The following is a 17,162-nucleotide window of genomic DNA, read 5'->3' on the forward strand; positions in this document are numbered from 1 at the left end:
TGAATTTCTGTCAACGCTTCTAATAAACCTGCTTTTTTAACAAAATCTTCTACAGCTGGTTCTCTTCCAGATTGGTAAACAAACTGAATCCTCAAATAGGAAATTTTTTCTCTTAATTCCTCAATATCATTTTTGGTTTTACTTTCGTCAAAAAGATTGCTGGTCAAGGCTGCTAAATTACGAATTTGTGTACTGGTTAATTTGAATTTTATCTTACCGTTATTTAGTTGTTTTTTATCGGAATCTAAAGTATGAATAACCAGGTCAGCTTTATCAACATAATCATCCGTCAAAATAGGCGGGTCCAGCTTGAAAAATTTTTGTTTATTACTTTGACTACTATAACTACCTTTACTACGATTGTTTTGAAATTGATTTCTGCCGTTAGTTCGGTTGTTTCTATTTTTTTCGTACGGTGCCATCATTTTATGCCTTTCTAATTTCATATAGATAGTAGATGAGAGCGAACTCTGCTTCTCTCTGTGTTTTACTGCTGCTCTTGTACCAATTCCAAAAAGCATTTTTAAATTCTCTGAAGTGCTCCTTCCCCTCTTTGCCAGCTTCATCTTCCATTCGCGCCAATAGATAAGCCAAGCGGGCAACATTCATCCTTCTATCATCTTCCGGCCCATATCCCTTATACATCGTTTTATCATTAAGTTGCAAAAGTTCGACCAAGCGATAGAGAAAATTGATACCCCGCTCCTTCTGCCCAGAGAAATATCTCCGAATATCTTTTAATTTTCCTTTGTAAATCTCATCAATAAAGTCATCAAACGAGAAAGTGTACCGTTCATTGAAAAGAGAAATGCTATCTTTGCCATTGGACTTGGCGGCCTCTTCAAGTTGTCCAGCATCCAAAGCCATCAGATGAATCGGAGTTTTGTCTGGATAAAGCCCAACACCTGCAGATATGGTCAGCTTCCCATTTGTAAAAGCAATAAATTTCTGCCTAATATCAACCGCAAAATCTATAACATCCTGCCAGCTGCCAATCGCAAACACATCGTCACCACCTGCATAGATAATCGTTAAATTCTTACCTTCTGCAAAATGATTAATATGAAACTTAAAGAAAAGACTCATCTGCTGAGAAAATACAGCAGAGCGAGCAAGAGTATTATAACTTCCAGCTACTTGTTCAGAAAATCCAGCCATAAAGGCCGCACCTAGATTGTCTACATCCAAACGCAAAACTGCCAGCCGCTTAATTCCCCTAGTCTCACCCTCATTTCCTTCGATTTCTTTTTGAGACAGACCTGCATAGTCTTCAATATTTGCTGCCTGACGATCTCCGATATAGACATGAATAGCAGCATTGTTCGTAGAAAATTTATTTTTCACATATAAACGACCTGAAGTGGGAATATCATCTCCATCCACAGCCAGCAATACAGCTCCAGGGCCAATCGGCAGTCCTTCTTCTCCCTCTACAATTTGAAAATAATAATAATCTTCCCTTTCAGGATTTTCAGTGTCGTTAAAAGTATGAATTTTAGCAGCAAATCCTCTAAGCTCACGACAAATAGGACAAAGATTTTGTACATCCTCGCCACCTATCCGCAGCTCCTTAATATCCCCAACTGCATGGCAAATTTCACACTCTCGTTCAGACTGTTTACCACCCTTATTAAGCTCTCGCAGGGTAGTTGCATCGTAGCGAGAGATTTTCTTTTCAGAAATCATCCGACTAGTTTCTTGGTAGATCTCGCGATAGTGTTGTAGATAACTAGCAACCGAACCATAACGGTATTTCATAATCTGCTCTGCGGCAAATGGTGCCCAACCAAAAGCAACATAGAGACCCGTCTGAAAATGCTTCAGGAGGAAACTGTTAAATTCCATTTCAAACTGCTCCAAAACTGCCACTGTAACTTCTGTATTGGGTAGAACGAAATAGGCATGGCCACCGCCAACATAAAGGACATTAGCGCGTGATAGCGCCAACTTCTCCAAGAGACTATCCACAATATTCTCACTCATAAATTCCAGATAAAGACTGCGAGCCTTGAGTTGCTTAGCAGCCCCTTTGCTGGCGATATTGTAGATAAAATCCTGGATACCAGAAAGATCAAAACTAGCTAGCAAGAAAGCTGATTCTCTATAAAATTTGGATTCATCATCCAGCAGAGAATCTTGACCTTGATTTTCCAGATAATCGAAAATCGCAGTAGCAAAAGCAACTGTTAATCGACTATGCTCTGCCAAAGAGAGATCTCCCAGCTCCTTGTCTCCAGGAAGTAGAGGTACTTTCGAAAACAAAGTCCTCCAAAGATTGAAAAAGGAAGGCAAGCTTTCTTCCTCTAAGGAAAGTTGTTGCAGTTTTTCATTCAAAACATTCAGTAGTTCTTCATAGCAGTCCTGACTAATATCAACAGCTTCGTGGCCGGCAATATTGAGCTCAATCTCATCTGTTAAGACTTCAAACTTCTGATAACGAGACTCCTCTTTCTTTTTGAAGGCGTTAAAGATATCAGCCAGCGGTTTGAAAAGCTGCTCTTTTGAAACTTCGTTTTCATCTAATGAGCCACTGGCAATATTATTTGCCAAAGCGATAATTTTTTCTGCTCTGCAATTACCACCAAAATCCAGCTGGGGTAGTTGTTTTTTTAACCATGCTTTTCCTAGGTCTATATCATCAGACTGACCGTGCGAGCGACTAACAACTCGGCCAAGATTGTAAAACAAGGCCTGGTAAATCAAATCAAGTTTTTCTTTCTTCAATTCTCATTCCTCCCATTCCTAAGCTGCATTTAGCTCCGACTCCAGAATATTCCCCGAATCTCAGAAGCATCTGGGCATAGGCCTTTAAGGTAGATGCTCCCTGAATCCGAATAGTTACCCTGCCCTCAAAGGCGGGGTATTTTCGTCCATGAATCGGGAAATAATGACTCTTCAGACGATAACTGCTGATTTGGCTATGCTCTGCTAAAAACTCCAGCGTTTCCTCCTCTATCTCTGCTTTGCCTTCTACCAGCCGGCTGTACTTCTGCATGAGGCTCTGAAAGATTAGACGTGTATCTGGAAAAAGGACAAACTGTCCCTGACGTTTAAAGGTCGTCGGAGTATAGAAGTTCAGGCTTATCAAGTGCGAAGCCTCATCTCCCTGAAAAACCTCCAGCAAGGACTGGGACGAAAGGGACTGGATCTCGATATTCTTCACCAGAATCTCCTCAGAATAAGTCTCTAATTTTATCATTTCAAGACTCAATAACTGGGGCAATATCTGCTGCTCCGCTTCTTCCGAAAGTAAGTTTACCGTCCAAATAGACTCCTCCCGCTCCGAACGAAGATTCATCGAGTAGGGATTGGTCTCTTGCTGATGGAGGAAGGAGGCAAAGTCATCCGAAAGCTTCTCCATGAGAAAGCCCTGCAGTTTACAGACTAAGTCATCATCCTTCAAAGATACCTTTGAAAGATGCAATCGTATTTTCTTCACATTTCCATTCCTTTCTATAATAAGAAAAAGCGCCTAAAAACGGTGAAAGTATTTTTCACCGAATCTAGGGCGCCCTTTTTTTAGTTATTATCAGTACTGTTTTTACGATTGTTATTATATCAAATCTTGAAAGCGATGTCAAGATTTTTCTTATTTTAAATATCTAATCCTATTTTAAAAATTGCATCATAATTCCCCCAGTTTGCAGTCCCCTCTCGAGGTGACTGGGGTTTCTGACATAATCAGGATGGTGTTTATAGTTATGCAGAAAAAGGGTTTCCGTCCCCTCTCGAGGTGATTGGGGGTTCTAAATGTTTTGAAGATGTTTCTATGAATCCATCTAGTATATTTCTGTCCTCTTTAGAGGTGAATTGGGGTTGTTACAAACCTATTTACATATAAGTTTCTAGGTAGTAAGTAGTTTCCGTCCCCTCGCGGGGTGAATGGAGGTTGTTACAGAATCCCGTTTATTGAAAGGTTGAAAGAAATTTCGGCTTCCGTTCCCTCTCGAGGTGACTGGGGTGTCTTACCATGGCATTAACAGATACAAAAATCCTGGGAGCTGAGTTTTCGTACCCTCTCAAGGTGACCAGGGGTTATTACGTTCCTAAAATAGCCTTTAAGTATAAGTTGAGCAAGGTCCCCGTCCCCTCGCGAGGTGATTGGGGGTTCTAACCTGATAGGAATTATGACTATTACTACGTTAGGGTTTAGTTTCCGTACCCTCCCGAGGTGGATGGGGGGTCTTACCAGATGAGTGGTGAGAATGACAATCCTCGAAATCTATTGTTTCCGCCCCCTTCCGAGGTAACTGGGGGTTATTACTGACACGGAAATAGCGAACAAACTTGGTATATCTACGTTTCCGTCCCCTCTCGAGGTGACTGGGGGTTCTTACATGATTTAATGAAGTGTTATAAATCTCAGATAAACGGTTTCCGTACCCTCCCGAGGTGACTGGGTTTTCTTACAGAATTAGTAAATATCCAGAATACAATACATTTTGAGTTTCCGTACCCTTGCGAGGCGAATGGGGGGGTATTACTTACACATGACAAAAGTACTAGCTATTTCTAACAAGTTTCCGTACCCTCCCGAGGTGATAGGGGTTTCTAAAGTAAGGAAGTCTTATATATTGTTGAACGCATGCCCTTTGATGATTTCCGCCCCCTCTCGAGGTGAATGGGGGTTATTACATTGTGGAAGTACTGCCAGTGTTCTTCCACACTAAAGAGTTTCCGTACCCTCGCAAGATGACTAGGGATTCTTACCAGATGGAACAGATACTACCAATAATGGCTTGATTGGGTTTCCGTACCCTCCCGAGGTGACTGGCGGTTCTAACGGACATGAACGTTATTAGATATGTGGGAGGTATTTAATTTTCGTCCCCTCTCGAGGTGAATGGAGCTTCTTACTAAATGCCTTCCACAATCCTAAATAACGTGTAAAGTTTCCGTTCCCTCTCGAGGAGTCTGGGGTTTCTAACTGGCTCTACATCACAGCTTTTGGCAAGGTTGCTGAAAAGTTTCCGTTCCCTCTCGGGCAGACTGGAGGTACTAACCGTTACTAGACGAGCGATGTTTCATAATCTCCTTGTTTCCGCTCCCTCCCGAGGTGACACTGGAGGTTCTAACGAACTGAGTGTTCGGTTCAAAATGGATGTTCGCGGTGTGTTTCCGTCCCCTCCCGAGGTGACTGGGGGTTCTTACGCAGACAAGCAAAATGAGATTGTTAAGTGGCTTCTGGGTTTCCGCCCCCTCTCGAGGTGACTAGAGTTTCTTACTATTGTGGATCCAGAGAATGAATATACGGATATTGCGTTTCCGTCCCCTCCCGAGGTGACTGGGGGGTCTTACCCTTATGATGATAAAGCTGAGATTACTCTTGTTAAGTTTCCGTCCCCTCGCAAGCTGAATGTAAGGAACTTAAAACTAATATATGGTTAATGGAATTACAAAAGCGTTTCCGTGCCCTCGCGAGGTGAATTGTGCAGGAAATTATGTCATTGGTACAGAACAAATTGAAATGTTTCCGTCCTCTACCGAGGTGAATGGGGGATCTTAGGCAGTGACTTCTGAACGACAGGCAGGTGATTACTGAGTTTCCGTACCCTCTCGAGGTGAATGGGGGGTCTTACAGAACATCTTTGGTAACTTAAAACTTGTTCCAAAACCTTTTCCGTCCCCTCCCGAGGTGAATGGGGTTTCTTACATTACACAAAACGCATATTACACCAGTGATTCGATTGTTTCCGTCCCCTCTCGAGGAGACTGGGGTTTCTTACTTTACCCGTGTGAACTATAAACAGGGCAATCGTCCGTTTCCGTCCCCTCTCGAGGTGACTGGGGTTTCTTACCCCATATCTTGTATAGGGTCTTCGCGTCAAACTACTAGATCTAGTTTAACATCCCAGTTGAAACTTATCCTTATTATACCATGAAGCCAGCAAAATTTAAAGATTAAAAGAATAATATCTCTTCCAGCAACTCAGCGCCAGCATAGGGGTTAAAGACTACAGTTTCTTCTTTATGTCCGACATATACGATGATATTGTCTCCTTCATCGGCTTGATAAAAGTCTCTTATATCTTTTATCAAAAGCTCAAAATTCAGCTTTTCTATATCAACTTCGAAGCAAGAACGCTGAACCCTTGTACCATAGCGTTCTAAAAGCTTGCCTAGTTTTAAACGCCTTTTATTGCTTACGATATCATAAATAACCAGACAAAACTTTGTTTTCTTCCTGGCAAATTCCTTGCTGACACTATCAAGATTATAAAAAGTCATCTTCACTCTCCCGTATAACTGCTGATATAGTCGTCAGCATTCCTTGACTTAAAACATCGAATCAAAGACTTGACTTGCTGATCTGCCATGTACAAAAAAGTATAGCGATTCTTATCCAATTCGACATAATGATGGATTTCTAAAATGCGCTCCCTCATAGCTCGAGAAAATACTTCAATCCCTTCCGAAGTCAAATGCATTTCATCCCCCATCTTCTCAAAATGCTCCCCCCCTAATATCACCATGCTTAATCAGACTCATCACAGTATCATCTACGATGACTGGCCGCCACTCTTCCATTAGGTCGCTGGCTAGTACTGCATGATGGGTATGTGGCTGATGGGTAACTCCAAAGCCTGCGCTAAGACCATTTTTCCGAATAAAGCCAATAAAACAGGAATACAAAATCGAATACCCAAAATTTAGCAGCGCATTAAAACGATCTAAGGATGGACTCCTATTGCGACTATAAAACTGAAAATCTTCTTCTACCAGTAGATTAAGATAGTAGAAATAAGATTTTGCAATCCTGCCTTCAATCCCCATAATTTCTGATATGCTTTTGGCAGATTCAAGGCTCTCACAAGCAGATTTAAAACGTTTAAAGTCCTCTTCGTCAAATAGCCCTTGCTCATCGTATGCTTTTAGCAGATTTAATTGATTCATGATTTTTGCCGAAGCTATTCTCTTCGACATCTTCAGACAGAAACTTTTATCAAAAGAAGCCTGGGCCTGCTCTCTCTGCTTTTCATAGTCTGCTTCCTTAAAAGAATCCATCGAAAATAAAAATTCACCCTTGCTAGAAAAATAGAAGACTGGAATCCCATGGCGAGATAAAGATTTCAGTAATTGTGTTGATAACTGAGAATTACCAAATATAAGAATGTTATCAATTAGACCTAATGAAATAGCCTTGAGCATAGTGCGTTCTTGGTTCTTTATCATTAACTTACGATCACTAATTGATAAGCTGTATGAAGAGTTCTGAATATACAAATCGGCCATATTAAAACACTTTCTTTTTATTTAATATTTTAATATACATATTTTAAGTTGTCAATAAAAACCCTTGCAAAATCTACAAGAGTCCTTTCTTTCTTATTTTTAACAATAGATTCTAGCCTTCTCTTCTCAATTTCCCCAACACTTCCCCTATTTTACCTTCGATGACTAGGTCGGCCTGGTTGTCTTGAGGGATGCTGGTCTTGTTGATGACGACCAGATGCTGACCTGCAAAGTACTGGATGAGGCTGGCTGCGGGATAGACGACTAAGGACGTGCCACCGATTATCAGTAGATCAGCTTGCTGGATAGCTTGGGCAGCCTGCTGGAACACTTCCATATCTAGGGGTTCTTCATAGAGAGTCACATCTGGTTTGACAATACCGCCACAGTCAAGGCAGCGAGGAATGGTACCCTGCAAAGTCAGAAAGCCGTCCAAATCGTAGAATCGCTGACAATTCAGACAGTAATTTCTATCCGCACTGCCATGTAGTTTGAGAACCTTTTTCGAACCGGCCATTTCATGCAAGCTATCGATATTTTGAGTCACCACAGCCTTGAGCTTGCCTGCCTTCTCTAAATCCGCTAAGTAGACATGAGCAGCATTGGGCTTAGCATCCGGATAGAGTAGGTACTTCTTGTAAAAATCAAAAAACTCCTGCGGATAGCGCTTAAACATAGTGTGAGAAACCAGCTGTTCCGCTGTAAAATGCCGTCCTAGCTTGACGCTGTATATCCCATCTGAACTGCGGAAGTCCGGAATATTGGACTCCGTCGAGACACCCGCACCACCGAAAAAGATGATATTTTGACTTTGGTCTATCAATTCTTGCAGCCTTGCAATCTTATCCATCCTGCTACTCCTTATAAGAGACTTTCTATGACCACATTCGCTCGATCAAAGTAAAAAGGTTCCCTCTGATAAACTATGCCTGTCTCCTGCGCCAAATCAATCAGAAGCTCCATAAAGTGCTGAGATGAGAAACCTGTCGTCCTGTGCAATTCTTCCTCATCGAATGGCCTGATAAGGTGAGCCAGTGGATTGCGGACTGACTTTTCTAACTCTCTTAGCTGCCGTGCTGATTCTTTGACAGATTCAGGCAAATTCAACTGCAAAATCATCTCCGTCAAACTAGAAGAATTAACTGTGCTTTCCGCATGAAAATTTTGCAGGACAGGATTATCAGAATGTCGCATCTTTTCAAACTTCCAACGGTCGTAACTAGCTCCTCGCGAATTATGAATATAGCTCTCAATATCCAGTATTTGCATGCGAATCAGCCGCATAAAAATCCGATAAATAGCCGGACTGACAGCTCGGATAAAGTCAATCAGCTGCTCATTTCTCAGCTTGGCTTCAAGGTCATAAAGGTAATTGACCAGCTGCTCATCCGCTTCATCTTCATGGCAAAAAAGCTGAAAATCAGCTAGGTTAGACCCAGTGATTTCCAACTTTAGATTCATCATAGATTGGATGTTGAGCTCTCTTCGCTCCGCTAAAGCCTCAAGAAGAAGGACCAAGTCAGACTGGACACTGCTTCCTGCTCGCTCAGCCAGCTTATACGCATAAGCATAGTCATAGCGGGAAATAGCAAAAAGAATGGCTTCTTTGACATCTACTTTCATGCTTCTGCAATCAAGGTTTCCAAACCAACCTTCATCATATCGGTAAAGGTATTTTGGCGTTCTTCAGCTGTCGTATCCTCTTCAGGATTGACCAAGCTATCAGAAATGGTCATAATCGCGAGAGCATCTACATGGTGCTGAGCAGCCAGATAGTAAAGTGCCGCAGCTTCCATTTCAACAGCCTTAACCCCCCATTTACCAAGCTCAATATTCTTTTCAAAGTAGTTTGAGTAAAAGACATCAGACGACAAGACGTTTCCAACGTGCGTCGTCATACCGAGATCTTTGGCGATATGATAGGCCTTATCTAACAAATCAAAGCTAGCGATTTGTGGGAAATCATACTGTGGCCAGTCATTGCGGATGATGTTTGAGTTGGTTGCAGCAGCTTGCGCCAAAACCAATTCACGGACATGCACATCAGCATTTAGCGAGCCAGCTGTTCCAACACGGATCAGCTTTTTCACACCGTAATCAACAATCAGCTCACGCGCGTAGATAGAGATTGAGGGCATTCCCATCCCCGTTCCCATAACAGAAACACGTTCGCCTTTGTAAGTACCAGTATAACCAAACATATTGCGGACTTCATTGAAGCAAACAGCATCTTCTAAAAAGTTCTCAGCGATGAATTTGGCCCGAAGCGGATCCCCTGGAAGTAGAATTTTATCCGCAATTTCACCTGCCTTAGCAGAAATATGAATAGACATAGTTAAGATACCAAACCCGTCAAAAGCAAAGGGAAAATAGGAGATGGTCGCAGTGAGCGATGCTCGCAAGACCATCTATCTTTTTCCCACAGCTTTTAGGGTGGGTTCAATTCCTTTCTTTCTTAATTTTAATATTCCATAGAAAGACTAGCCCGAGTTCAATTCAGACTCAGACGCCCTTCCTTTCTGTGTTTATTTGAAAGATAGTTTTCCGATTGTTTTCAAATCTGAACACCTCGCTCTACCTTTCTTTAGTTTAATGATTTTATCAGCATAGATAGAAAGGCTGTTCCGGATTCAATTACCAACCCAGACACTCCGCCTTTCAACATTCTTTTACAATTCAGCAAGTGTTTCTTTAAGCAGTCGTTTAAAATCACCTTTGACACGTTCTGTTGCTTCAACCACTTCCTCATGATTAAGCTCTTCTTGGAACCCAGCAGCAAAGTTTGTAATGCATGATATTCCAAGGACTTTCAAACCAGAATGTGCCGCTACAATCACTTCAGGAACAGTAGACATGCCAACTGCATCCGCTCCAAGTGTCTTATAAGCGCGGATTTCTGCTGGTGTTTCATAAGTCGGTCCAGTTACACCGATATAGACACCCTCATCCAGCTTGATACCAAGCTTATCAGCAACTTTATGAGCGACGGCACGGTATTCTGGAGTGTAAGATTTAGACATATCAGGGAAACGCGGACCAAATTCATCCAAGTTTTCACCGATCAAAGGATTTTGACCAGTCATATTGATGTGGTCAGTGATGGCCATAAGCGTACCGGGGCCATAGCCGATACCACCAGCTGCATTTGTCACAATAACACCTGTCGCACCAAGAGCCTTCATCACACGCACTGGGAAGGTAACGATTTCTAAAGGATTTCCTTCATAGAAATGGAAACGGCCTTGCAGTGCCAAGACTTTCCGTCCTGCCAAGTCTCCATAAACTAATTTACCAGCGTGACCAACAACAGTTGAGCGGCCCCAGTTTGGAATATCCGCATAGTCAAGACTAACAGCATTTTCAATTTCTTCAGCCAATTCTCCCAAACCAGATCCCAAAATCAGACCAAATTCAGGTTCTGTCATACCTTTTTCTTTCAAGAAGGCTGCTGTTGCTTTGATTTTTTCTGATAAGCTTGTCATAAAACATTTTCCTCACTCTCTTATAATGCTTATACCAATTTGTCCAAGAAGCTTTGACCAATCATCGCCTTGTCCACTCCGAAGTTTTCAGCAACGGTAGCTGAGATATCCGCAAAGTGTCCGATAGGAATATGACCATGACCGCTCAGCGATTTTCCGAAGACCAAAAGCGGAATGTATTCACGAGTGTGGTCGGTTCCGGCATAGGTTGGGTCATTACCATGGTCAGCAGTAATCATGAGCAAATCATCTTCACGCATGTTTTCAATGATTTCTGGGATGCGAGCATCAAACTCTTCCAAACAGTCACGGTAGCCATGTGGATCACGTCGGTGACCATAAAGAGCATCAAAGTCTACTAGGTTGGTAAATGAGAAACCTTCTTTGAAGTTCTCGTCTTTCAGAGCTTTGACCAAAGTATCTACACCATGATTGTTAGATTTATTGTGTCCCATGTCATGATTGATTCCAGCGCCGTTGAAGATGTCATTAATCTTACCAACAGAATAAGTATCAATTCCAGCTTCATTGAGCTTATCAAGTACAGTTGGATTGAATGGAGAAACGGCATAGTCGTGACGGTTGGCTGTACGAGTGAAGTTGCCAGGCTCACCTACATAAGGACGAGCGATAATACGTCCCAGAAGCGCAGGCCGTTCCAAGGTAATAGAGCGGGCGAATTCACAGATGCGATAGAGCTCTTCCAAAGGAATCACTTCTTCGTGTGCTGCAATTTGCAATACTGGGTCAGCAGAGGTATAGATAATCAGCTCGCCTGTTTCCATCTGACGAGGACCAAAGTCATCAATAACCGCTGTACCAGAGTAAGGCTTGTTAGCCTCACGAATGACCTTGCGACCAGAAAACTCTTCAATCTGAGTCAGGATTTCTTCTGGGAAGCCATTCCAGAAAGTATCAAAAGGCTCAGTAATATTGAGACCCATGATTTCCCAGTGTCCTGTCATCGTGTCTTTTCCAAGAGATACTTCTTCCAGCTTGGTATAGTAGCCGCTAGGATTTTCTTCTTTAGGAACGGTCTTCAAAGGAACAGGACGCTCGATATTTCCCAGGCCGATCTTAGCCATGTTTGGCACATTCAGTCCTACCGTTTTGGAAATATGTCCCAGAGTATCTGAAGCACCATCTGGTACCCCTGCATTGACAAAGTTATTGGCATCTGGCGCAGCACCGATACCAACTGAGTCCATGACTACCAAGTGAATACGATTAAATTTTGGCATAAAATACCTCTTTCTATTTATTGGCCTCTAAAACTTGAAGACCCGATTTCCCAGCAACAATGACCTTATCTACCATTTGATTAAACAGTCCATGCTCCACTACGCCCACTAAATGATCAAGTTCTTGCGCAAACTCAACTGGATTTTCAATCACACCTAAATCTAAGTCAATAATGAAATTCTGCATGTCCGTAACAAAACGCTGACCGTCCTTCTGACGAAAGGCTGGGTTATAGCCCGCACGTTCAAAGCGACGAAAGAGCTGCTCAGCACCGTACTGAACAACTTCTACTGGTAGCTTGAAAGCACCTAGCTTCTCTACCATCTTGCTTTCATCGACTACCCAGATATAGTTCTTAGTAGGAACCGCCACGACTTTCTCCATGAGAAGTGCGCCGCCACCGCCCTTGATACCGTTAAAAGCTGAATCAACCTCATCAGCACCATCAACAGTGACATCCACCTGATCCACATAGTCGATAGACTTGAGAGGAATGCCTAGCTCTTCAGCCTGCAGGCTGGTGACATTGGAAGTAGTCACAGCTGTAATCTGCAGTCCTTCCTCTTTGACACGCCGGCCAATCTCTTCAACAAAATAGTAGGCAGTCGAACCCGTCCCGAGACCGACAATCATCCCGTTTTGGACAAATTCAGCAGCCTTGATACCTGCCAGTTTTTTTAGATTTTCCATAGCACCTCCTCAAATCACACTACTTTTATTATATCATGATTCTCACTAACATGAAAGTGTTTTCTTTGCCAGACTTAAATTGCATTCCTTCCGCTTGATAATCGAAAGCCTTGCTCCTCCTTGATTTTTGCGTTACAATTAGGGTAATTGATTTTAAAACACAAGGAAAAATACAGTATGATTACCAGAGAATTTGATACAATCGCTGCGATTTCTACGCCTCTTGGCGAAGGGGCTATTGGCATTGTCAGACTAAGCGGGACTGACAGCTTTGCTATTGCCCAAAAAATCTTCAAAGGGAAGAATCTAAGCAAAGTGGAAAGCCACACGCTCAACTACGGCCATATCGTCGACCCACAAAATCAGGAAATTCTGGATGAGGTCATGCTTGGTGCCATGCACTCTCCCAAGACCTTCACGCGCGAGGATATCATCGAGATAAATACCCACGGCGGAATTGCGGTCACGAATGAAATCCTGCAGCTGGCTATCCGCGAGGGCGCTAGAATGGCTGAGCCTGGTGAGTTTACCAAGCGGGCTTTTCTCAATGGGCGCGTAGATTTGACTCAGGCTGAGGCTGTCATGGATATCATCCGCGCCAAGACCGATAAAGCCATGAACAATGCTGTCAAGCAGCTGGATGGCTCTCTCTCCAACCTTATCAACAATACCCGTCAGGAAATCCTCAACACACTGGCTCAAGTCGAGGTCAACATCGACTATCCTGAATACGACGACGTGGAAGAGATGACGACCCAGCTTATGCGAGAAAAAACAGCTGAGTTCGAGGCACTGCTGAGCAATCTTCTCAATACTGCACGACGAGGTAAGATTTTACGCGAAGGCATTTCCACTGCTATCATCGGACGGCCTAATGTTGGCAAGTCCAGCCTGCTCAACAATCTCCTGCGCGAGGACAAGGCAATTGTGACTGATATCGAGGGGACAACTCGTGATGTGATCGAGGAGTATGTCAATATCAAGGGTGTACCGCTCAAGCTCATCGATACCGCAGGCATTCGGGAAACTGACGACCTTGTTGAGCAAATTGGAGTTGAGCGCTCTAAAAAAGCCCTGCAGGAAGCTGACTTGGTTCTCTTGGTTCTCAATGCCAGCGAGCCTCTGACAGACCAAGACAGACAATTGCTTGAAATCAGCCAAGACAGCAATCGCATCGTCCTGCTTAACAAGACTGACCTTGAAGAAAAGATTGAGCTGGACCTGCTGCCAACTGATGTCATCAAGATTTCCGTCCTCCACAATCAAAATATCGATAAAATTGAAGAACGAATCAATCAACTCTTCTTTGAAAATGCTGGTATCGTCGAGCAAGACGCCACCTACCTGTCAAACGCCCGCCATATCTCCTTGATTGAAAAAGCTCTGGAAAGCTTGCAAGCCGTCAACCAAGGCTTGGACATGGGTATGCCGGTCGATCTTCTCCAAGTCGATATGACTCGCACCTGGGAAATCCTCGGCGAAATCACTGGTGACGCCGCACCAGACGAACTCATCACCCAACTCTTCAGCCAATTCTGCTTGGGGAAATAGAGAACAAAAGGACTGATTTACTCAGCCCTTTTTATGATAAAACATTACAGATTCCCCTCTATCCTAAACTATAATAAAAACAGAACAACGCTATCTGGTCTATAGTAAGCTGTTGTACAGTTACTTAAATCTTGAGAGTACAAAAACCCTCTGGAGCACCAACACCAGCTATAACAGTTGTACAGTTACTTAAATCTTGAGAGTACAAAAACTGTACCAGCTTTAAGATTATTCTTTGACTTGTTGTACAGTTACTTAAATCTTGAGAGTACAAAAACCAGAGGTTAGGTCTTATGATGATGAAAAGAGTTGTACAGTTACTTAAATCTTGAGAGTACAAAAACCAAGCTCTTAACTTGATATAACTATAATATGTTGTACAGTTACTTAAATCTTGAGAGTACAAAAACGCCCCTTGATACTCGAGCATGAGTTCTAGAGTTGTACAGTTACTTAAATCTTGAGAGTACAAAAACGCGAGAAGTTCGCTTTTGAAGCAGGGAGTAGTTGTACAGTTACTTAAATCTTGAGAGTACAAAAACTTAAGGAGAAACCAAAGAACATGAAACAAAGTTGTACAGTTACTTAAATCTTGAGAGTACAAAAACCTATCCAATTTGTTTTAATTGTTGAAGCTGGTTGTACAGTTACTTAAATCTTGAGAGTACAAAAACACACATCCGACCGGTAAATCAACCCTGCTTGTTGTACAGTTACTTAAATCTTGAGAGTACAAAAACCCTTTTGATGGCGCCCTAGGTAATGCCATCGTTGTACAGTTACTTAAATCTTGAGAGTACAAAAACTGGTTGACCATGCGCTCCATTTGCCGGCTAGTTGTACAGTTACTTAAATCTTGAGAGTACAAAAACTGAAGAAAATGTAATTCTTAATATCACAAAGGTTGTACAGTTACTTAAATCTTGAGAGTACAAAAACTCTGATAAGGCTTTTCGTCCTCGATCAGCCGTTGTACAGTTACTTAAATCTTGAGAGTACAAAAACGGTCATTTGTAGATAGTGTAAAATCTTCTTGTTGTACAGTTACTTAAATCTTGAGAGTACAAAAACAGAGATGAACTAGTAGAATCTGTAAAAGAAGTTGTACAGTTACTTAAATCTTGAGAGTACAAAAACTGTTTGTATTATTAGCAATGGCAAATCTTTGTTGTACAGTTACTTAAATCTTGAGAGTACAAAAACTGAAAAAGATGTTTTGATTTTTGTTTTCAGGTTGTACAGTTACTTAAATCTTGAGAGTACAAAAACTCTGCTGCGTTTTTCGGTTCTTCCTTAGTGTTGTACAGTTACTTAAATCTTGAGAGTACAAAAACCTGAGTTTAGCCTCTTTGTTTAGCTCTCTCGTTGTACAGTTACTTAAATCTTGAGAGTACAAAAACCTCAAATGGAAAAATTGTGATTTTTATACTCATATATTGATTATAATGCCTATTGCGATTCCTGTCAATTATAGGTATTCAAAAACTTAATTAATAGCGGATTAGACATCGTAGAACAAATTCTTGGCTTTTTATCGTATTGGTACAAATGATTTATAATTTTCAAAGTAACTATATCTGGAATAGATAAACTAATATGAGCAATATCCTTACTAAAAAGATATGATGAAACTTTTTGTAACGACTCTAAAAAAACCTTTTCATCCGGTACCTCATTAGCAGGATATTGACCAAAAAATCTTTCATACATAAATGAAAATTCGTAAAAGTGTTCTACTAAATCCGCAACAATATTAACATTCATTATATTTTCTTTATTTATATAAATATATCCCTCGCTTGATAGAAAGTTAATAACGTGAAAATTTTGTAAATCCATAGTCATCTCATTCATCTTTTTACAACAATTTATAAACTCACTATAGTTTAAATAACTATCCATGTTATGAGTGATAAGAATTATCTTACTACTGCTTTGACACGCAACTTCTGATATCATGTCTAAAAAGAAGAAAAATTTTGTTTCATTCTCTAAAAATTCAAAGGAGATGTTTTTATCACCTAGACCGAAATAAGGTAGAAAATTTTTAATAATTAGTTGCTCTGGGTTGAAATACTGGCTTTCAGTGTGATATTCAACTTCTCCAATGTGAAGATTAAGTCTTTGATTCACACTACTTGAAATGAGATCCAATTTGTCATTAATCACATCAATTAGTCCCATTATTTCAAAATCATTTAGCTTACTTTTTAAATAATCAAAGGAAACTGTACCTTTCTTATAAGCCATTTGTTCGATTAAATCTTGTATATCWGAAATTGAGATAATCTTATAATCTGTTCTTTTCAAAACACTTTCGTCAGAAAAAATTACTGGCTCATTTTGCTCAAAAAGACTTAGGTCTTCCATACTATATTTTTTTCCATCAAAATACCAGATTAGTATTTGCCAAATATAATATTTTAACTGTTTATTTTCTCCTATTATTTGAGTAAACTTTCCAAAGTTTATTGATAAATCTTCTCGATAAGGATGTGTGAATTTCCRTTTCATATAACCACCATTTTTTTATCACTAACTACTTCTTCTTGTTTAGTTTTGCCACCAATGATTAGAACCATTTCAGAAAACTGTTTTTCTGTTACAGCTAGTAAACGAACATTACCGCTAGGTAGATTACTTTGTTTTAGTTTTTTGTAAAATTTACTAGCAAAACTACGATTAGGACAAGTTCGATAATATACGGAAAACTGTAGCATTTCAAAACCATTTGCAATCAATTCTTTACGGAAATTACGGTAGCTTCGCTTTTCCTGATTAGTTTCCATAGGAAGGTCAAAAAAACAAATCCAGGGCGAAGCTAAGTTCCGCTTCTGGCCACTGCTGCCTTTTAAGACCTATTAAGCATACCGAACTCAGCTGAACATCAGCTGGGTTCGTTTTAAAAGAAGAACCTATAAACTATGGAATTTTACTTTTCAGGAACGATTGAACGGATTATTT

Annotated in this window: 15 protein-coding genes, 1 pseudogene and 1 CRISPR repeat array; of the genes and pseudogenes, 2 read left to right on the plus strand and 14 right to left on the minus strand. The window is 41.1% G+C overall.

What is annotated here, in order from left to right; all coding sequences use genetic code 11:
• The 12 genes from csm2 to rpiA form a co-directional block, all read right to left on the minus strand.
• A partial coding sequence (csm2, locus tag K4H96_RS10410) for a type III-A CRISPR-associated protein Csm2 (protein WP_227956503.1) occupies positions 1–425 on the minus strand: 425 nt, incomplete at its 3' end.
• A 1-nt stretch (position 426) separates the two neighbouring features.
• Positions 427–2,724, minus strand: coding sequence for a type III-A CRISPR-associated protein Cas10/Csm1 (cas10, locus tag K4H96_RS10415; protein ID WP_223336919.1), 2,298 nt, complete (start codon positions 2,722–2,724; stop codon positions 427–429).
• Positions 2,705–3,439, minus strand: a complete 735-nt coding sequence (gene cas6, locus K4H96_RS10420) for a CRISPR-associated endoribonuclease Cas6 (protein ID WP_011837017.1) — start codon at positions 3,437–3,439, stop codon at positions 2,705–2,707. Before cas6 ends, cas10 begins: the two co-directional genes overlap by 20 nt.
• A gap of 2,462 nt (positions 3,440–5,901) precedes the next feature.
• Positions 5,902–6,228, minus strand: a complete 327-nt coding sequence (gene cas2 / locus K4H96_RS10425) for a CRISPR-associated endonuclease Cas2 (RefSeq protein WP_223336920.1) — start codon at positions 6,226–6,228, stop codon at positions 5,902–5,904.
• 2 nt (positions 6,229–6,230) lie between these two features.
• Entirely contained in the window at positions 6,231–6,440 is a 210-nt protein-coding gene (locus tag K4H96_RS10430) for a hypothetical protein (protein ID WP_023916287.1), read from the minus strand.
• Between the two features lie 4 nt (positions 6,441–6,444).
• Positions 6,445–7,233: a CRISPR-associated endonuclease Cas1 gene (gene cas1 / locus K4H96_RS10435; protein ID WP_223336921.1), complete on the minus strand. Its 789-nt coding sequence runs from the start codon at positions 7,231–7,233 to the stop codon at positions 6,445–6,447.
• A gap of 112 nt (positions 7,234–7,345) precedes the next feature.
• The gene (locus K4H96_RS10440) at positions 7,346–8,083 is read right to left on the minus strand and encodes an NAD-dependent protein deacylase (protein WP_223336922.1); all 738 of its coding nucleotides are present in this window, start codon (positions 8,081–8,083) and stop codon (positions 7,346–7,348) included.
• Between the two features lie 11 nt (positions 8,084–8,094).
• Positions 8,095–8,856: a hypothetical protein gene (locus K4H96_RS10445; RefSeq protein WP_223336923.1), complete on the minus strand. Its 762-nt coding sequence runs from the start codon at positions 8,854–8,856 to the stop codon at positions 8,095–8,097.
• Positions 8,853–9,566 carry a purine-nucleoside phosphorylase gene (gene deoD / locus K4H96_RS10450; RefSeq protein ID WP_223337327.1) on the minus strand — a complete coding sequence of 238 codons (714 nt, stop codon included), beginning with the start codon at positions 9,564–9,566 and terminating at the stop codon, positions 8,853–8,855. The genes K4H96_RS10445 and deoD overlap by 4 nt, the downstream gene beginning before the upstream one ends.
• 336 nt (positions 9,567–9,902) lie before the next feature.
• Complete coding sequence (locus K4H96_RS10455) at positions 9,903–10,715, minus strand: purine-nucleoside phosphorylase (RefSeq protein WP_223336924.1); 813 nt, start codon at positions 10,713–10,715, stop codon at positions 9,903–9,905.
• A gap of 29 nt (positions 10,716–10,744) precedes the next feature.
• Positions 10,745–11,956: a phosphopentomutase gene (locus K4H96_RS10460; protein WP_223336925.1), complete on the minus strand. Its 1,212-nt coding sequence runs from the start codon at positions 11,954–11,956 to the stop codon at positions 10,745–10,747.
• A gap of 13 nt (positions 11,957–11,969) precedes the next feature.
• Positions 11,970–12,647, minus strand: coding sequence for a ribose-5-phosphate isomerase RpiA (gene rpiA, locus K4H96_RS10465; protein WP_223336926.1), 678 nt, complete (start codon positions 12,645–12,647; stop codon positions 11,970–11,972).
• A 177-nt stretch (positions 12,648–12,824) separates the two neighbouring features.
• On the opposite strand from rpiA, the gene mnmE reads away from it, so the two are divergent.
• A complete protein-coding gene (mnmE, locus tag K4H96_RS10470) occupies positions 12,825–14,198 on the plus strand; it encodes a tRNA uridine-5-carboxymethylaminomethyl(34) synthesis GTPase MnmE (protein WP_223336927.1) in 1,374 nt (457 codons plus the stop codon).
• 111 nt (positions 14,199–14,309) lie between these two features.
• Positions 14,310–15,598: direct repeats of the CRISPR family, unit length 36 nt; unit sequence GTTGTACAGTTACTTAAATCTTGAGAGTACAAAAAC.
• A gap of 64 nt (positions 15,599–15,662) precedes the next feature.
• Here mnmE and csn2-St read toward each other — a convergent pair.
• Complete coding sequence (csn2-St, locus tag K4H96_RS10475; protein ID WP_227956505.1) at positions 15,663–16,712, minus strand: CRISPR-associated protein Csn2-St; 1,050 nt, start codon at positions 16,710–16,712, stop codon at positions 15,663–15,665.
• A complete protein-coding gene (gene cas2, locus K4H96_RS10480) occupies positions 16,709–16,987 on the minus strand; it encodes a CRISPR-associated endonuclease Cas2 (protein ID WP_265333517.1) in 279 nt (92 codons plus the stop codon). The genes csn2-St and cas2 (K4H96_RS10480) overlap by 4 nt, the downstream gene beginning before the upstream one ends.
• Before the next feature lie 10 nt (positions 16,988–16,997).
• Between cas2 (K4H96_RS10480) and K4H96_RS10485 the strand changes: the two are divergent.
• Positions 16,998–17,063: pseudogene (locus K4H96_RS10485) on the plus strand (signal peptidase I); the annotation flags it as partial.
• Between the last annotated feature and the right edge of the window lie 99 nt (positions 17,064–17,162).

The organism is Streptococcus sanguinis, assembly GCF_020729765.1.
GTDB lineage: Bacteria > Bacillota > Bacilli > Lactobacillales > Streptococcaceae > Streptococcus > Streptococcus sanguinis_Q.

Excerpts from the sequence above, each read along its gene's own strand:
- K4H96_RS10455 (WP_223336924.1), bottom strand. The coding sequence starts at position 10,715 with ATGACAAGCTTATCAGAAAAAATCAAAGCAACAGCAGCCTTCTTGAAA.
- cas2 (WP_223336920.1), bottom strand. The coding sequence starts at position 6,228 with ATGACTTTTTATAATCTTGATAGTGTCAGCAAGGAATTTGCCAGGAAG.
- rpiA (WP_223336926.1), bottom strand. The coding sequence starts at position 12,647 with ATGGAAAATCTAAAAAAACTGGCAGGTATCAAGGCTGCTGAATTTGTC.
- K4H96_RS10460 (WP_223336925.1), bottom strand. The coding sequence starts at position 11,956 with ATGCCAAAATTTAATCGTATTCACTTGGTAGTCATGGACTCAGTTGGT.
- K4H96_RS10445 (WP_223336923.1), bottom strand. The coding sequence starts at position 8,856 with ATGAAAGTAGATGTCAAAGAAGCCATTCTTTTTGCTATTTCCCGCTAT.
- K4H96_RS10440 (WP_223336922.1), bottom strand. The coding sequence starts at position 8,083 with ATGGATAAGATTGCAAGGCTGCAAGAATTGATAGACCAAAGTCAAAAT.
- mnmE (WP_223336927.1), top strand. The coding sequence starts at position 12,825 with ATGATTACCAGAGAATTTGATACAATCGCTGCGATTTCTACGCCTCTT.
- cas1 (WP_223336921.1), bottom strand. The coding sequence starts at position 7,233 with ATGGCCGATTTGTATATTCAGAACTCTTCATACAGCTTATCAATTAGT.
- cas2 (WP_265333517.1), bottom strand. The coding sequence starts at position 16,987 with ATGGAAACTAATCAGGAAAAGCGAAGCTACCGTAATTTCCGTAAAGAA.
- deoD (WP_223337327.1), bottom strand. The coding sequence starts at position 9,566 with ATGTCTATTCATATTTCTGCTAAGGCAGGTGAAATTGCGGATAAAATT.
- K4H96_RS10430 (WP_023916287.1), bottom strand. The coding sequence starts at position 6,440 with ATGGGGGATGAAATGCATTTGACTTCGGAAGGGATTGAAGTATTTTCT.